Here is a 15,977-nt window from a genome sequence, read left to right as displayed (position 1 = left end):
CGCACGTCAGACCCCGTGCCACCTCCCCCACAGAGGTGACACGGGGGTTCCAGTTTGACGCGCCGAGGGCGCCGTCTCCAGAGCGGGAGTCACCTGCTTTCGTAAAGGCCCGCTATGTCTTTGGCGAAATCGCGGGCGACGGCGGCGCGGCGGAGCTTCAGGGACGGGGTGAGATATCCGGTTTCCTCGCTGAAGTCCACCGGGAGGACGGCGAAGCGGCGGATGGATTCGGCGCGGGAGACCAGTTCGTTGGCGTCGTCGACGGCGCGCTGGATGTCGGCGAGCAGGTGCTCGTCGTGGACCAGCTGCCGGGGCAGGATGTCCTGTTTCTTATGCATCTGGCACCAGTGGGCCAGGCCGTCCGGCTCCAGGGTGATCAGTGCGGTGATGTAGGGGCGGTTGTCGCCGATGACCAGGCACTGGCCGACGAGGGGGTGCGAGCGGAGGCGGTCCTCCAGGGGGACGGGGGCGACGTTCTTGCCGCCCGTGGTCACGATGATCTCCTTCTTGCGGCCGGTGATCGTGAGGTAGCCGTCGGCGTCGAGGGCGCCGAGGTCACCGGTGGCGAGCCAGCCCTGCTCGGTGACGGGGCGGGCCGCGCCGATGGCCGCGTCCCAGTAGCCGGAGAAGATGTGGCCGCCGTGAAGCAGGACCTCGCCGTCGTCGGCGATGCGTACGGCGCTGCCGGGAATCGGCCAGCCGACCGTGCCGATCCGGGGGCGGAGGGGCGGGGTGACGGTGGCGGCGGCGGTGGATTCCGTCAGGCCGTAGCCCTCGAAGATCTCGATGCCGGCACCGGTGTAGAAGGCGGCGAGCCGGTGGCCGAGGGGTGAGCCGCCGGAGAGTACGTAGCGGACCCTGCCGCCGAGGGCGGCGCGGATACGGCGGTAGACGAGCGGTTCGTAGAGCTTGCGGGCGGCTTTGAGGGCGACGCCGGGGCCGGCGCCCGTCCCGTGCTCCTTGGCCTCGACGGCCTCACCGTAGGAGCGGGCGATGCGGGCCGCGCGGTCGAAGGAGGAGGCGCGGCCCATCTTCTCCGCGGTGGCGCGGCCGGTGTTGTAGACCTTCTCCAGGACGTACGGGACGGCGAGGAGGAAGGTCGGCCGGAAGCCTGCCAGGTCGGCGAGCAGGTCGTCGGTCCGGATGCTGGGGGCGTGGCCGAGACGGACCCGGGCGCGCAGACAGCCGACGGCGACCATCCGGCCGAAGACGTGTGAGAGGGGCAGGAAGAGGAGGGTGGCGGCGGGCTCCTCGCTGACCGATGTGAAGACGGGGTGGAGGAGTTCGACGGAGTTGTCGACCTCGGCGAAGAAGTTGGCATGGGTGAGGGCACAGCCCTTGGGGCGGCCGGTGGTGCCGGAGGTGTAGATGAGGGTGGCGAGGTCGTAAGGGCCCACGGCGGCACGGCGCTCGTCCACCACCGAGTCCGGCAGGGCGCGGCCGGTGGCGACGAGCTGGGAGACGGCGCCGGTATCGAACTGCCAGAGGTGGTCGAGGCCGGGGAGTTCGGCGCGCAGACCGCTGATCAGACGGGTCTCGTTGACGTTCTCCACGACACAGGCGCGGGCACCGGAGTCGTGCAGGATCCACTGCGCCTGGCGGGCGGAGGACGTGGGGTAGAGGGGGACGGTGACCAGGCCGGCCGCCCAGGCGGCGAAGTCGATGAGGGTCCACTCGTAGGTCGTACGGGCCATGATCGCGAGCCGGTCGCCGGGGCGGAGGCCGTGCGCGATCAGACCCTTGGCGACCGCCCGCACCTCGACGGCGAATTCCGCGGCGGAGATGTCACGCCAGGTGCCGCTGGGTTGTTTGCGGGCCAGGACGATGTCGGCGGGGGCCTCGATGGCGTTGGTGAAGGGGATGTCACCGAGCGAGCCGCTGTGTACGGGCGGGGCGAGTGGGGGGACGTAGACCCCTCGGACGGTGCCGTTGACCAGGCTCTTTTGTGGCTCTACGAGGGTGGGGGCGAGGGCGCGGGTGGGGATGGGGGCTGGAGCGGGGTGCGGTGCAGGGGTGGCGGAGGCGTTGGCTGGGGCGGCGGGTGATCCGGCGGCTGCACTTTCCTGGCTGAACACGAGCGGGTCCTCGTTTCTCCTGTGGAGTGCGGGGAGCATCGGCGTCGTCGTCGTGTCCGAACATCCGCTGGGACCGGTCGAGTTGCGGCAGCACGGGGACGGCAGTCGCGACCGGTGGCGGACGGCTCGTCCCCGGCGAGGGAATCCGTGGGACTCTTCCTCGACCCAGCTCCTGACCCGACAGTAACCTTACTTTGAAGTAAAAGTACGCGAGGACCAGGAGTTGGCCAATGCCCGATGACCACCTTCGTCTCACCAATTCCTGAGCCGGCCGCCCCCTTGCCCACCGTTGCGGCCGCCACCCCGTTCCGCCGGGTGGAGGCTGACCCGCACACCCCCGGCCTCCCGTACACCCTGGGCCTCCCGCACACCCCCGACCTCCCGCTCGCCGCCCGGCCGATGAGCGCTCGCGCCTTCCCGCTGCCGCCGGCCGGTCCGTTCCGGGTCCGGTGTCCCCTGTTCCGCTCGTGGTGGAGGAATGCACCGGCAAAGCCGGCCGGGAGGCGATGGCACCCGTCCTCGACCGGGCAGCGCGGCGCGGGGAACTCGATCCGTCCCGCCTCCCCGCCCGGGTGGCCGCCCTGCCCTTCGCCCTCGCGGTCGGCGAAGTCCTGATCACCCACCGCACCCCGCCGGAAGCCACCCTCATCGAAGTGGTGGACCAGGTCTTCCTCCCCTTGGTCGCCCACTACTGCGCAGGGCCGACTCCCTAGCTAGGACCTGTCTTCAGTCAGGACCTGTCTTCAGCTAGGGCCTGCCTTCAGCTAGGGCCTGCCTTCAGCTAGGGCCTGCCTTCAGCTAGGGCCTGCCTTCAGCTAGGGCCTGCCTTCACAGTCCTGCCGGGCGCCCACCGTTCGCCGCCCGTCAGCCGGCCGAGGCCCGCCCAGACGAAGTTCATCATCGTGGCCGCCGTGTCCTTCGCCGAGGGATACTCGCGCTCGCCCGAAATCCCCTCGTCCGTACGGACATTGGCCCACTCGGCGAGTGACTCGGCCGCGCCGACCAGGGCATGGGCGAGCCCGGCGACCTCTCGTTCGGCCAGTTCGCCGGCACAGCCCGCTTCCTTTGCAGCCGCACCGATCAACTCCTGGACGAATGCGACGATTTCCGCCCGCATCGCGGCCGCTTCGCGGGCGAACGGCTCACCGTGCGTCCACGCCTGCTGATGGAGTACGGCCCAGCCGTCCGGGTGCTCGGCGGTGTGCGCGAAGAACCCCTTCAGACCGCTCCACAGCTGCTGGTCGGCCGTCCCTTCCGGCTCGACCGCCGCCGTCACGGCCGCCACCAGCGCCGCCGACTCCCGCCGGATCACCATGCTGAACAGGTCTTCCTTCGAATTCAGGTAGAGATAGACCAGCGGTTTGGAGACCCCGGCCGCCTCGGCGATCTCATCCATCGAGGCCGCCCGATAACCACGCCGTGCGAACGTCAGCACCGCGGCGTCCAGCATCTGCTGCTCCCGGACAGCACGCGGCACCCGCTTGCTCTTCACAGCTCCCACCCTGAATGCCCCTCCATCCCGCCCCTTTACTGCAAAGTAAGTTTACGATCTTCGCTCCCTGCCCCTCCCCTCTTGACGCGTTCCTGTTGGCAGCGAGACGATACGTCTCGTTCCGAACCAACGCGATAATCCTGCGACCACTGCAATGCCCCTGCGACCACACCCCTGGAGGGCAGCCCCCATGCAGCAGTTCATCGACGCCGCTCCCGGCATCCGCCTCTGGACCGAGCAGCGCGGCGCCGCCGATGCAGCCCCTTTGCTGCTGATCATGGGCGCCCGCGCAAGCGGAGTCAGCTGGCCGGATCCCCTGGTCGACGCGCTTGCCGCGCACCACCGGGTCATCCGTTACGACCACCGCGACACCGGCCGCTCCACCTGGCCCTTCGAGGAAGCGCCCTATCGGATCGCCGATCTCGCCGCTGACGTGATCGCGGTCCTGGACGGGCTGGGAGTCGGCCGGGCTCATGTCGTCGGCATGTCATTGGGCGGCATGCTGGCCCAGATGGTGCTCGCCGACCACCCCGACCGACTGCTCAGCGCCACTCTCATCGGCACCAGCGCCCTCAGCAGCACCCCGTACACCCGCCCCGACGGCAGCACGGTCCCCGTCGACGAGCTGCCGGGCATCGCGCCCGAGGTCCTGGAGCTATGGGCCCGTCCGGTCGAGGACCATGGCCGGGAGGCCGAGATGCAGCGCCGGATCGAACACTGGCGGGTACTCGCCGGTGACCAACTTCCCTTCGACACCGACTCTTTCCGCACTCTTGAACACCGCGTCATCGAGCACACCGGTCACCACCGCACGAGCACCGCGCACGGGCGTGCGGAGCACGACGGCATGCTCCGTACGGACCGGCTCGCGCGGAACGAGGTGCCGACGCTCGTGATCTGCGCGCCCGCCGAGCCGGTCTTCCCGCCGCCGCACCCCCAGCACCTCGCACAGTGCATCCGTGGCGCGTCCGTCGCCGACATCCCGGGGATGGGCCATGCGCTGCCGCCCGCCGTATGGGAGCCGCTGACCACGGCGATCCTGAGCCATACGGGAGCAACGAAGCACTGACGTCCAAAGCCACCCGTCCGCTCCACACCGCCAAGCTCGCTGCCCCGCACGGCAACCGCCTGCCCACCGGCACGCAGTTGCCGTGCGGGTTCGACGACGGTCACACGAAAGCCGTACCGCTCCAGCCAGTAGGCCATGGCGGTTCCGGCGATGCCCACGCCGGAGACCCGGATCGAGTTGGTGCGCGAGCGGTGCCGTCGGATGTGGAACCGCTACACCGAACGACGGGACGGGACCCCTTCGAGAGCTGCCGCGGCATGGCTCCGGAGCCACTGTGACGGGTAGTCACCGTCCACGCGAGCGTGCCACCGTTGGTCGACCGGCAGGCTCGGCAGCGCGAGCGGAAGCTCATGCGGGCCCGCCGCAGACGCCCCAGAGCGCGGCTGGTCGCCGGCACCGACAGATGCAGGCGCTCCGCCGCCGCGGACACGCTGCCGGTGTCCATGAGCGCGTCGAAGACGCGCAGCAGATTGAGGAGGGTCTCGACCTGCTCGTGAACAACGCCGGCGGCCTCGCACCCGGAGACGACGACCCGAGCCACCTCGGCGGATTCGCCACGATCGACGACGCCGCCTGGGTCCGTACCCTTGAACTCAACCTGCTCAGCGCTGTCAGCGTCACCCGGTCCTTCGTGCCGTCCTTGCTGCGCCGCGGCGGAGTGATCGTCAACGTCTCCTCGATCGGGGCCCGGATCGCCCACCCGCCGATCGACTACGGCGTCGCCAAGGCCGGACTGACCAATCTCACCAAGGCGCTCTCCGAGGAGTACGCCTCACACGGGATGCGCGCGGTGACGGTCAGCCCCGGGCCGACGCGCACGAGGAACTGGACGGACGCGGACAGTCTCGCCGGCGCCCTTGCGCGGTCGCGCGGGATCGGGCAGGACGAATTGCTCGCCGGTCTCCCGCAGGACGCGGGCATCAGCATCGGCCGGATCATCGAGCCGGAGGAGGTCGCGGCGACGATCGTGTTCCTCGCCTCTCCGCGGGCGGGTGCCATCACCGGAAGCGACATCCTCGTCGACGGTGGGGTCATCAAGACGGTCTGATGGCCGGGATGAGCTGGTTTCGGATACGAGTTGCGAAAGCAGCGGCGGAGATCCCGCTCGATGACAGATGGCGTCCGCGGCTCGCGTCACAGTAGCGGGGCGCGGTCAGGGTGTGCGCCGTGATCTGGGTACCCCGGCAGGGGGCGCCTCCTGCGCGGGCGGCCCGGTGGGGAGTCTTCGTGCGCCCATCGAGGTCAGTGCGCGCCGCGTTCCCCTGGGAGATCCCGTCAGGAGCAGTAAACCGGCATGGTCCGAGCGTGAGCTGCCGGTGTTCTTCAGGCAATGGCGCACTGAAGGGAAGGACGAGGGCCTCTCACCGGACAACTACCTTGACTTCGAGGGTGGCCTGCGTTTCGTCCTGGCCGCAGCCTGGCTGTTCTGCCCCGAGACTGGGTCCAGCAGGTGCACCCCCAGCACCTGGTGCCGCTCCGCCGGCCCCACCTGCCCACCACCGCCAAGCCGTGCGTCTGTGCCGGCGGCCGGCCCACGGTGCGAGCCGCGGCCGAGCGAATGCCTTCGGCACCAGACATGGATGCGTCCCGCCCTTGCAAAGAAGGTCGGGACGCATCCACGCGGCAAAGTCAGGTCATGCGGCAGCAATCGCCGGAACCTTCTCCTCCACGTCGTCAGCAGTGGCCCCGTTCAGGCCGATGCTCTGCGCGCCGTTGTACGCATCGCGGTCGAGGATCCCCTCACGCGCTGCCACCAGCAACGTGCATACCGATTGTCCAGCAACGTTGGTGGCCGTACGCATCATGTCCAGGATCGGGTCGATGGCCATCAGCAGACCGACGCCCTCCAGGGGCAGGCCCAGCGTGGACAGGGTCAGCGTCAGCATGACCGTCGCGCCGGTCAGACCGGCGGTGGCGGCGGAGCCGATGACGGAGACGAAGGCGATCAGGACGTAGTCGCCGATGCCCAGGGGGACGTCGAATATCTGGGCGATGAAGATCGCGGCGATCGCCGGGTAGATCGAGGCGCAGCCGTCCATCTTGGTCGTCGAGCCGAACGGCACCGCGAAGGAGGCGTATTCACGCGGCACGCCGAGGCGCTCGGTGACCTTCTGGGTGACCGGCATGGTGCCGACCGACGAGCGGGAGACGAAGGCCAGCTGGATGGCCGGCCAGGCGCCGCGGAAGAACTGCAGCGGGTTGACCTTGGCGACGGTCGACAGCAGCAGCGGGTAGACGCCGAACAGCACCAGGGCGCAGCCGGCGTAGATGTCGACGGTGAAGGTCGCGTACTTGCCGATCAGGTTCCAGCCGTACGTCGCGATGGCGTTGCCGATGAGGCCGACGGTGCCGATCGGGGCGAGGCGGATGACCCACCACAGGGCCTTCTGGAGCAGTTCGAGGACGGAGCGGCTGATCGTGAGGACCGGCTCGGCCTTCTCGCCGAGCTGGAGGGCCGCGATGCCGGCGACGGCCGCCATGAAGACGATCTGCAGGACGTTGAGCTCGGTGAACGGCGTGATGATGTCGGTGGGGACGATGCCGGTCAGGAAGTCGATCCAGGAGCCCGCGTGGTCGGGGAGCTTGCCGTCCTTGGGGGTCAGGCCGGTGCCCGCGCCGGGGTGGGTCAGCAGGCCGATGGCCAGGCCGATCGCGACGGCGATCAGCGAGGTGGCCATGAACCACAGCAGCGTGCGGGTGGCGAGCCGGGCGGCGTTGTTGACCTGCCGCAGATTGGTGATCGACACCAGGATCGCGAAGAAGACCAGCGGGGCCACGGCCAGCTTCAGCAGCTGGACGAAGAGGTCGCCGATGTGCTCCAGCGTGGTGGTGAGCCAGCCGATGTCACCGCTCTTGGCGATCCAGCCGAGCAGCACGCCCAGGGCGAGGCCGGCCAGGATCTGCACCCAGAACGGGATCTTGGGTATACGGGAGGACTTGGGGGTCTGGGGGGCCGGTGAAGACTCGGCGGTCTCGGCAGACGTGGACAACGGACACACTCCGGGGACAGATAAGACGTCGGGACGGCGAAAAGAAGCGCCGGGAAGGTGAGCGGCTGCGGAACAGCCGCGAAGGGGGCCTCTCCCGCCCGGAGGGTGAGGGAGAAGATCTCCGGCCACTGAGGAGAGAGGTCAGCGGCGGCAACAGGCCGCGGACATACAGCGGCAGAGATCGACGTGCAGGCGCGCCACGAGCGGAGTGCTCATGGGGAACGGAGGCGCGGCTGCTGTCTTCATGGCACGTACATTAACACTTGAACTTTGAGGAACCCAAAGAAAATCTTTGAGTTCCGGGGAGGCCCGCGCACCGGACCGGTCGTCAACAACGCGACAGGCGCCCGGCCATGGCGCGGAGTCCATGGCGCCGGGCGCCTGTTGTGAAGGAGTGCTGTGAGGCGTCTTACATAAAGGTCCAGGCCCTTCCCGCGGCCCGCCTTTTATGCAGTCCGTCCCCCACCGCGGTCTGTCCCCTGCTATCCGTCCCCTACTGCTGTCCGTCCCCTACTGCAGTTACTGCAGTCCGTCCTCCTGGCTGGCGTTCGCCGCGAGGCGCTCGCGCTGCCGGTCGACCTTGGCGACGAGCTGCTCGGACATCCGGTCCCGCTGCTTGCGCAGCAGCACAAAGCTGAGCGGCGCGGAGATCACGATGGCGAGCATCAGCATCCAGACGGTGTTGGAGGCGCCGACGGCGAGCGGAATGATGTGCGCGTACGCCAGCAGCCACACCACGGCGAACGAGGCGACGAAGAGGCCGATGCGAAGGGTGGTGTAGCGGAGCGTGGCGAAGTTGTGGCTACTCACGGATGGGACCTTCTCCTCAACGGCAACCTAAAGGGTCTGCATCCAGTCAAGCACAGCGCTTCGGGCGATCTTCGCGGCCCCCGCCGCTCACCTCAGGCCAGCTCCAGCCACATGGTGACGTCGTCCCGGAAGTCGCCGTCGGCGACCTTGATCGCGCCGGGGACCCGGCCGGCCTCCTGATACCCGCAGGACGTGTAGAACCGGCTGATGCCGGTGCCGCCGCGGCAGGTGAGACGGATGCCGGAGATGCCGTCGAGGGAGCGGGCGGCGTCGGCCACCGCGGCCATCAGCTGCCGGCCGACCCCCTGGCCCTGGACGGACGGGTGGACCATGACGGTGTAGACCCACAGCCAGTGCTTCATCAGGCGGTGGCGGTTGAGGGACAGAAATGCCGCGGCCAGGACCCGGCCGTCCGCGGCGCGGCCCACCAGCAGGCGGGTATGGCCCTCGGACATGGACGCCAGGTGCCGGAGCAGCTCGGGGCGGATGTCGTCCTCGGTCACCGGCGGCACAAATCCGACGGCGCCGTCGGCGTTGGACACATCGGCCCACAACGCACATATCCCGTCGCGGAGTTCGGGGGTGACGGAAGGGTCCAGGTCGAAACGCACGTTCATGACCCGGACCCTAACTCCCGCCACCGACAGCGGCCCCTGCCTGCTCAGATGCCTGCCCAGATGCCTGCCCAGATGCCCTGTTGGCTCAGATTCCCGCCCAGATGCCCGCCCAGGCGCCTGCTCAGACGCGCATCGGCTGGGGCGATTCGCGGCGGTCGGCGTCCGGGCCCGGGTACTCGCGGATGGCCTCGTAGCGGGTGTTGCGCTCGACGGGGCGGAAGCCGGCGTCGCGGATCAGGTCGAGCAGGTCCTCACGGGTCAGCTTGTTGGGCGTCCCGTAGTTGTCCGCGTCGTGCGTGATCTTGTACTCGACGACCGAGCCGTCCATGTCGTCCGCGCCGTGCTGCAGCGCGAGCTGGGTGGTCTGCAGGCCGTGCATGACCCAGAAGCACTTGACGTGCGGGACGTTGTCGAAGAGGAGGCGGGAGACCGCGAAGGTCTTCAGGGCCTCCGCGCCGGTCGCCATCGTCGTGCGCGCCTGGAGCTTGTTGCGGACCTTGCCGTCCTGCATGTCGACGAAGTCGTGCTGGTAGCGCAGCGGGATGAAGACCTGGAAGCCGCCGGTCTCGTCCTGGAGCTCACGCAGCCGCAGGACGTGGTCGACGCGGTGGCGGGGCTCCTCGATGTGCCCGTACAGCATCGTCGAGGGGGTCTTGAGGCCCTTCTCGTGCGCCAGGCGGTGGATGCGCGACCAGTCTTCCCAGTGGGTGCGGTGGTCGACGATGTGCTGCCGCACCTCCCAGTCGAAGATCTCGGCGCCGCCGCCGGTCAGCGACTCCAAGCCGGCGTCGATCAGCTCGTCGAGGATCTCGGAGGCGGACAGCCCCGAGATGGTCTCGAAGTGGTGGATCTCGGTGGCGGTGAAGGCCTTGAGGGAGACGTCCGGGAGGGCTTCCTTGAGGGCCTTGAGGGAGCGCGGGTAGTAGCGCCACGGCAGGGTCGGGTGCAGACCGTTGACGATGTGCAGCTCGGTGAGGTTGTCGTTCTCCATCGCCTTGGCGAGGCGGACGGCCTCCTCGATGCGCATCGTGTACGCGTCCTTCTCGCCCGGCTTGCGCTGGAAGGAGCAGTAGGCGCACGACGCGGTGCACACATTCGTCATGTTGAGGTGACGGTTGACGTTGAAGTGGACGACGTCGCCGTTCTTGCGCGTGCGCACCTCGTGGGCGAGGCCGCCCAGCCACGCCAGGTCGTCGGACTCGTAGAGGGCGATACCGTCCTCGCGGGTCAGCCGCTCCCCGGCGTGGACCTTCGCCTCCAGCTCACGCTTGAGGCCCACATCCATCGACGCAGCCATCCGGTCGCCTCCCAGTCTCTGCCGTATCGGTGCCGTTTCGGTGCCGGAAACGGGCTTCGCCGAGCCTACTCCCCCGTGGTAGGGACGGACGGGGCCCCCTTCGCACGCCCGCCCGCCGGCGGGTACCGGCCGTCCCCGGCCCCCCTCCGCCCTGGTTCAGCCTCGCCGGCTTCGTCAGCCTCGGCCGGCCTCGCGGGCCCATCCAGCCTCTTCAGCCTCGCGGGCCATCCAGCCTCGTCGGCCTCGTCGTGCTATTCGGCCTCTTCGGGCAGTTCGCCGACGCGGTTCTCCCACTTGGTGGAGAGCACGATCGTGGTGCGCGTACGGGAGACACCCTTGGTGCCGGACAGCCGCCGGATGGTGCGCTCCAGGCCGTCCACGTCGCCCACCCGCACCTTGAGCATGTACGAGTCGTCGCCGGCGATGAACCAGCAGTCCTCGATCTCCTCGAGGTCGCGCAGCCGGCGCGCGACGTCCTCGTGGTCGGCCGCGTCCGACAGCGAGATGCCGACCAGTGCGGTGACGCCGAGGCCGAGCGAGGCGGCGTCGACCGTCGCGCGGTACCCGGTGATCACACCGGCCGCTTCGAGGCGGTTGATCCGGTCCGTGACGCTGGGCCCGGAGAGGCCGACGAGCCGGCCGAGCTCCGCGTACGAGGCCCGGCCGTTCTCGCGAAGTGCCTGGATGAGCTGCCTATCCACCGCGTCCATGCCCTCAAGCCTTCCAATCTTTACGCATTTTCGGGTTCTGCATGTAGAATCTAAGGCATACAGGGCCTTGACCCTGCGAATCTTTCAGACGATCAAAGACGATCAGGAGTTGTCACCGTGTACTCGATCGAGATGGCCTATGCCCGCATGCGTGAGCTGCAGGACCAGGCCAATCGTTCACGTGCCCACCAGGCCGCGGCACCGCGGACCCGCCGCCTCTTCGGCCGCGCCGCCGCAGCGAAGAAGCGCTAGCGAGCGTCCGGGGCCTCCTCCGCTTCCTTGGAGCCGCCCCGCAGCTCCCCCTCCCAGCGCCGGTACAGCCCGTGCGGCACCTCGGCCGCATCGAGCACCCGGCCGGCGACGAAGTCCACCAGATCCTGGATGTGCGTCGCCCCCGCATAGAACGCCGGTGAGGCGGGCAGCACCACGGCGCCCGCCTCGTCCAGCGTCACCAGATGCTTCAGCGTCGGACCGTTCAGCGGAGTCTCGCGCACCGCGACCACCAGCCGCCGCCGCTCCTTGAGCGTCACGCTCGCCACCCGCTGCAGCAGATCCTTCGAGAGCCCGAGCGCCACCCCGGCCACACACGCCGTACTCGCCGGGACGATCAGCATCCCCTTCACCGGATACGAGCCCGACGAGGGCCCGGCCGCCAGATCCCCGGCCGGCCAATACCGCACATCCGCCAGGTCCGCCTCCGTCACCGGAAACGTCAACGGCTCGCCATCGGCCCCGCGCGCCAGCCATTCCCGCAGGTCGGCGCGCCAATGAGCGTCCCGGAACGCAATGCCGGTCTCGTCCAGCAGGGTCAGCCGCGACGCCCGGCTGACGACCAGGTCCACCGCCTCCCCGGCGGCAAGCAATCCGCGCAATACGGACGCGGCATACGGCGTCCCGGACGCGCCGGAGATCCCCACGACCCACGGACGGCGTCGGCCGGGGCCCTGCTTGCTCGTGTTGTTGTGCGGCGGCTCCACGCATCGAGCCTATCCGGCGGAACCACGGACCCCGTCACGGCCGTTCTTACGGGTACGCCCCTTGCGGAGCCCCGCCGAGGGCCACCCCGCCGGGGGACGAGAAGGGACGGCCTCGGATGACCTCACGCGCGAAGCCCGCGATCTGCCTGATGCTGGGCTGGGTCGCGCTGCTCTGGCTGCTGGAAGGCATCGACGTCGCCACCGGCGGCGCCCTGGACAGCTTCGGCATCCAGCCGCGCGAGCCCGCCGAACTGGTCGATGTGGTGCCCGCCGCCTTCCTGCACTTCGGCTTCGGCCATCTCGCCGCGAACACCCTGCCGTTGCTGCTGCTCGGCTTTGTCGCCGCGCTGCGCAGCGGGGTGCGCCGGCTGCTCGCCGTGGCCTTGCTGATCATCCTCGCCAGCGGGCTGGGCGTCTGGTTCACGGCCGCGCCGGGCAGCAACACCGCGGGCGCCTCCGGTGTCGTCTTCGGCCTCTTCGGCTATCTGCTGGTGCGCGGCTTCATCGAGCGCAAGCTCCTCGACATCGGCATCGGCCTGGTCATCGGCGCGCTGTACGGCTCGATCCTGTGGGGCGCGCTGCCGACCGACAGCCAGATCAGCTGGCAGGGGCATCTCTTCGGTCTGATCGGCGGAGTACTGGCGGCCTTCGTCTTCCGGGAGCGCGCTCATGGCGAGGTGACCGGCCCCGCTGTCGGACCCCTCACCTAGCCTCGGAACGTACGGGAGCCGCGGGGGCGCACCACAACACACCGCCTCGCCCCCCACACGCGCGGCGCGCCGGACCCGGACCGTCAGGCCGCGCGACAACTGCCGGCCCCCAGGCCGTCAGTGCCTCAGGCCGTCAGTCCCTCAGGCCACCAGCCGCTCAGGCCGTCAGCCCGCGCACCAGCAGGTCCAGCAGCGCACAGACGAAGAGCGCAATCCCGATGAACCCATTGACCTGGAAGAATGCCCGGTTCAGTCGGCTCAGGTCGTGCGGCTTCACGATCGTGTGCTCGTACAGGAAGGCCGCCGCCACGATCACCAGACCCAGCCAGAAGAACACGCCCGCGCCGGTCGCCACCGCGTACCAGACGAAGAGCCCCGTCGTGACGAGGTGACAGCCGCGCGCCCCCCAGATCGCGGCCGGGATGCCGAACCGGGCCGGCACCGACTTCACACCGGCCTCACGGTCCGTCGCCACGTCCTGGCAGGCGTAGATCAGGTCGAATCCGCCGATCCACACGCCGACCGCGAGGCCGAGGATCACCGCCTCCCACGACCAGGACCCGGTGATCGCGAGCCAGGCGCCGATCGGCCCCATCGCCTGGGCGAGGCCCAGGATCGCCTGCGGGAAGTTCGTGAACCGCTTGCCGTACGGATAGACCACCATCGGCACCACCGCGACGGGCGCGAGCGCCAGGCACAGGGGGTTGAGCAGCGCCGCCGCGCCCAGAAAGACGACGAGCGCGATCAGCGCGCCCGTCCATGCCGACTTCACCGACACTGCGCCGGTGACCAGCTCCCGCTGCGCGGTGCGCGGATTGCGGGCATCGATCTCGCGGTCGATGATCCGGTTCGCGGCCATCGCGAACGTCCGCAGGCCGACCATGGCGACGGTGACGAGCAGCAGCCGGCCCCACTGGAGGTGCCGGTCGTCCTCGTACATCGCGGTCAGCGCGGCGATATAGGCGAAGGGCAGTGCGAAGACCGAGTGCTCGATCATCACGAGGCGCAGAAAGGCCTTGGTGCGGCCCGGCTGCGGAACTGCCGCGGATGCGCTGCTCACGAGAGTCCGTACTCCTTCCAGCGGCGGTCGACCATCGCCGCCGTCCGCGGGTCGGACTCGACCATGTGAGGCCAGCCGCCGTCTCGCGTGTAGCCCTCCTCGGGCCACTTCTCCGTCGCGTCGATGCCCGCCTTGCCGCCCCAGAACTGCTGGTAGGAGGCGTGGTCGAGATGGTCGACGGGACCTTCGACGACCGTGAGGTCGCGGGCGTAGTCGGTGTTGCCCAGCGCCCGCCAGGACACCTCGTGGAGGTTGTGCACATCGCAGTCCGCGTCCACGACCACGATCAGCTTGGTCAGCGACATCATGTGCGCGCCCCAGATGGCGTGCATGACCTTCTGGGCGTGCTTGGGGTACTTCTTGTCGATCGAGACGATCGCGCAGTTGTGGAAACCGCCGGACTCCGGCAGGTGGTAGTCCACGATGTCCGGGACGATGATCTTGAGCAGCGGCAGGAAGAACCGCTCCGTCGCCCGGCCCAGCGGCCCGTCCTCCGTCGGTGGACGCCCCACGACGATCGACTGGAGCAGCGGCCGCTTACGCATCGTCACACAGTCGATGGTCAGCGCCGGGAACGGCTCCTGCGGCGTGTAGAAACCGGTGTGGTCGCCGAACGGGCCCTCGGGCAGCATCTCGCCCGGCTCCAGCCAGCCCTCGATGACGACCTCGGCATGCGCCGGGACCTGAAGCGGCACGGTCTTGCAGTCGACCATCTCGATCCGCTTGCCCTGGAGGAAGCCCGCGAAGAGGTACTCGTCGATGTCACCGGGCAGCGGGGCGGTCGAGGCGTACGTCACGGCCGGCGGGCAGCCGAAGGCGATGGCGACCGGCAGCCTCTCCCCGCGCTTGGCGGCGACCTGGTAGTGGTTGCGGCTGTCCTTGTGGATCTGCCAGTGCATGCCGATGGTGCGCTTGTCGTGGCGCTGCAGGCGGTAGAGGCCCAGGTTGCGCACGCCGGTCTCGGGGTGCTTGGTGTGCGTCAGCCCCAGGTTGAAGAAGGAGCCGCCGTCCTCGGGCCAGGTGAACAGCGCCGGCAGCCGGTCCAGATCGACGTCGTCGCCCTGGAGCACGACCTCCTGGACGGGGGCACTGTCCGCCTTCACCTTCTTCGGCGGCACATGCGTCATGCCCGCGAGCTTGCCGAACGCCTCGCGCACCCCGACGAAGCCCTGCGGCAGCTCCGGCTTGAGCAGTCCGCCGATCTTGTCGCTGATGTCCTCGTACGCCTTGAGGCCGAGCGCCTTCAGCAGCCGGCGGTCGGTGCCGTAGACATTCATGGCGAGCGGCATCGCCGAGCCCTTGACGTTCTCGAAGAGCAGCGCCGGGCCACCGGACTTCTGCACCCGGTCCACGATCTCGCCGACTTCCAGATACGGGTCGACCTCGGCCTTGATGCGCTTGAGGTCGCCTTCCCGCTCCAGCGCGCGCAGGAACGAGCGAAGATCGTCGTAAGCCATGCCGTCCAGTATCGGGTACGCACTACCCTGGACGGGTCACCGGGCCCCGCCGCGGGCCCGCCGTCGCGTGCAGGGGGCCCGTTCCGCAATGCTCAGGTATCTGCCGTTCCTCCTGGTGCTGGCACTGTGGATCTACGCATTCATCGACTGCCTGAACACCCCCGAATCCCAGGTGCGCGGTCTGCCCAAGGTCGTCTGGGTGCTGGTCATCCTGCTCTTCGGTGAAGTGCTGGTCGGCCCGGTCGCCTGGCTGTTCGCGGGCAAGCAGCGGCGTCCGGTCACCGGCGACGGCTCCCCCGCGCAAGGGCACCGCAACCACCGCACGAAGTTCGTCGCGCCGGACGACAACCCCGAGTTCCTCCGCTCCCTCCAGGACGGGAACAAGGACGGGAACAAGGACGGGAACAAGAAGGACGAGGCGCTCCTCAAGGACTGGGAGGCCGATCTGCGCCGCCGCGAGGAGGAACTGCGGCGCAAAGAAGGCAAACCAGGCGAAGCGAACGGCCCGGACGACACCCAGCCGCCCGCCAAGGGCTAGGGCCTGTGTGTGGTTGTGATCAATCAGTTGCCTGCAGGAGGTCATTGACCCAGATCATCGAGGCGCGGAGGTGGAGGCCGGCGAGGTAGCTCTCGGGCGTCTTGTCATATCGAGTCGCGATGCCCCGCCAAGCCTTCAGCTTGTTGATCAGGCGCTCGACGGTGTTCCGCTCCTT

General features: G+C 69.1%; 17 protein-coding genes and 1 pseudogene. 6 read left to right on the top strand and 12 right to left on the bottom strand.

Features of this window, described 5'->3' with window-relative positions; genetic code table 11:
- Positions 1 to 89: 89 nt before the first annotated feature.
- Entirely contained in the window at positions 90 to 2,075 is a 1,986-nt protein-coding gene (locus tag ACWGJY_RS05920) for an AMP-dependent synthetase/ligase (RefSeq protein ID WP_453259565.1), read from the bottom strand.
- Between the two features lie 449 nt (positions 2,076 to 2,524).
- On the opposite strand from ACWGJY_RS05920, the gene ACWGJY_RS05915 reads away from it, so the two are divergent.
- Positions 2,525 to 2,788 carry a TetR-like C-terminal domain-containing protein gene (locus tag ACWGJY_RS05915; protein WP_453259564.1) on the top strand — a complete coding sequence of 88 codons (264 nt, stop codon included), beginning with the start codon at positions 2,525 to 2,527 and terminating at the stop codon, positions 2,786 to 2,788.
- A 98-nt stretch (positions 2,789 to 2,886) separates the two neighbouring features.
- Here the strand turns inward: ACWGJY_RS05915 and ACWGJY_RS05910 are convergent, their stop codons facing one another.
- Positions 2,887 to 3,576 (bottom strand): TetR/AcrR family transcriptional regulator, encoded by a 690-nt coding sequence (locus ACWGJY_RS05910; protein WP_453259563.1) that lies wholly within the window; start codon positions 3,574 to 3,576, stop codon positions 2,887 to 2,889.
- A gap of 181 nt (positions 3,577 to 3,757) precedes the next feature.
- Between ACWGJY_RS05910 and ACWGJY_RS05905 the strand changes: the two genes are divergently transcribed.
- Positions 3,758 to 4,636, top strand: coding sequence for an alpha/beta fold hydrolase (locus ACWGJY_RS05905; RefSeq protein WP_453259562.1), 879 nt, complete (start codon positions 3,758 to 3,760; stop codon positions 4,634 to 4,636).
- A gap of 100 nt (positions 4,637 to 4,736) precedes the next feature.
- Here ACWGJY_RS05905 and ACWGJY_RS05900 read toward each other — a convergent pair whose 3' ends face one another.
- On the bottom strand, positions 4,737 to 5,081 hold the full coding sequence (locus tag ACWGJY_RS05900) for a helix-turn-helix domain-containing protein (RefSeq protein WP_453259561.1): 345 nt from the start codon (positions 5,079 to 5,081) through the stop codon (positions 4,737 to 4,739).
- Here ACWGJY_RS05900 and ACWGJY_RS05895 point away from each other — a divergent pair.
- On the top strand, positions 5,040 to 5,684 hold the full coding sequence (locus tag ACWGJY_RS05895) for an SDR family oxidoreductase (protein WP_453259560.1): 645 nt from the start codon (positions 5,040 to 5,042) through the stop codon (positions 5,682 to 5,684). The two genes, ACWGJY_RS05900 and ACWGJY_RS05895, sit on opposite strands and share 42 nt — an antisense overlap.
- Before the next feature lie 586 nt (positions 5,685 to 6,270).
- Here the strand turns inward: ACWGJY_RS05895 and ACWGJY_RS05890 are convergent.
- The 5 genes from ACWGJY_RS05890 to ACWGJY_RS05870 form a co-directional block, all read right to left on the bottom strand.
- Positions 6,271 to 7,626 carry a dicarboxylate/amino acid:cation symporter gene (locus ACWGJY_RS05890; RefSeq protein ID WP_453259559.1) on the bottom strand — a complete coding sequence of 452 codons (1,356 nt, stop codon included), beginning with the start codon at positions 7,624 to 7,626 and terminating at the stop codon, positions 6,271 to 6,273.
- Between the two features lie 519 nt (positions 7,627 to 8,145).
- A complete protein-coding gene (locus ACWGJY_RS05885) occupies positions 8,146 to 8,436 on the bottom strand; it encodes a DUF4229 domain-containing protein (protein WP_453259558.1) in 291 nt (96 codons plus the stop codon).
- Between the two features lie 92 nt (positions 8,437 to 8,528).
- Positions 8,529 to 9,053, bottom strand: a complete 525-nt coding sequence (locus ACWGJY_RS05880) for an N-acetyltransferase family protein (protein ID WP_453259557.1) — start codon at positions 9,051 to 9,053, stop codon at positions 8,529 to 8,531.
- 121 nt (positions 9,054 to 9,174) lie between these two features.
- Positions 9,175 to 10,338: an aminofutalosine synthase MqnE gene (gene mqnE, locus ACWGJY_RS05875; protein WP_453259701.1), complete on the bottom strand. Its 1,164-nt coding sequence runs from the start codon at positions 10,336 to 10,338 to the stop codon at positions 9,175 to 9,177.
- Positions 10,339 to 10,601: 263 nt separating this feature from the next.
- Positions 10,602 to 11,060: an Lrp/AsnC family transcriptional regulator gene (locus ACWGJY_RS05870; RefSeq protein WP_261956973.1), complete on the bottom strand. Its 459-nt coding sequence runs from the start codon at positions 11,058 to 11,060 to the stop codon at positions 10,602 to 10,604.
- Positions 11,061 to 11,177: 117 nt separating this feature from the next.
- Here ACWGJY_RS05870 and ACWGJY_RS05865 point away from each other — a divergent pair, with 117 nt between their 5' ends.
- Entirely contained in the window at positions 11,178 to 11,312 is a 135-nt protein-coding gene (locus ACWGJY_RS05865; RefSeq protein WP_453259556.1) for a hypothetical protein, read from the top strand.
- Here ACWGJY_RS05865 and ACWGJY_RS05860 read toward each other — a convergent pair.
- Entirely contained in the window at positions 11,309 to 12,037 is a 729-nt protein-coding gene (locus tag ACWGJY_RS05860) for a UbiX family flavin prenyltransferase (protein WP_453259555.1), read from the bottom strand. The genes ACWGJY_RS05865 and ACWGJY_RS05860 overlap by 4 nt on opposite strands.
- 116 nt (positions 12,038 to 12,153) lie before the next feature.
- Between ACWGJY_RS05860 and ACWGJY_RS05855 the strand changes: the two genes are divergently transcribed.
- Positions 12,154 to 12,747 (top strand): rhomboid family intramembrane serine protease, encoded by a 594-nt coding sequence (locus ACWGJY_RS05855; protein ID WP_453259554.1) that lies wholly within the window; start codon positions 12,154 to 12,156, stop codon positions 12,745 to 12,747.
- Between the two features lie 157 nt (positions 12,748 to 12,904).
- Here ACWGJY_RS05855 and mqnP read toward each other — a convergent pair whose 3' ends face one another.
- On the bottom strand, positions 12,905 to 13,807 hold the full coding sequence (gene mqnP, locus ACWGJY_RS05850; RefSeq protein WP_453259553.1) for a menaquinone biosynthesis prenyltransferase MqnP: 903 nt from the start codon (positions 13,805 to 13,807) through the stop codon (positions 12,905 to 12,907).
- The gene (locus tag ACWGJY_RS05845; RefSeq protein WP_453259552.1) at positions 13,804 to 15,264 is read right to left on the bottom strand and encodes a menaquinone biosynthesis decarboxylase; all 1,461 of its coding nucleotides are present in this window, start codon (positions 15,262 to 15,264) and stop codon (positions 13,804 to 13,806) included. Before ACWGJY_RS05845 ends, mqnP begins: the two co-directional genes overlap by 4 nt.
- 88 nt (positions 15,265 to 15,352) lie before the next feature.
- Here ACWGJY_RS05845 and ACWGJY_RS05840 point away from each other — a divergent pair, with 88 nt between their 5' ends.
- Entirely contained in the window at positions 15,353 to 15,802 is a 450-nt protein-coding gene (locus ACWGJY_RS05840) for a PLD nuclease N-terminal domain-containing protein (RefSeq protein ID WP_453259551.1), read from the top strand.
- 19 nt (positions 15,803 to 15,821) lie between these two features.
- On the opposite strand, the pseudogene ACWGJY_RS05835 reads toward ACWGJY_RS05840, so the two are convergent.
- A pseudogene (locus tag ACWGJY_RS05835) lies at positions 15,822 to 15,977 on the bottom strand (IS5/IS1182 family transposase); the annotation flags it as partial.

The sequence above is a fragment of the Streptomyces sp. NPDC054765 genome (assembly GCF_053612065.1).
Note: the sequence above shows the minus strand (reverse complement) of the source record. Positions and strands in the feature narration are given on the sequence as shown.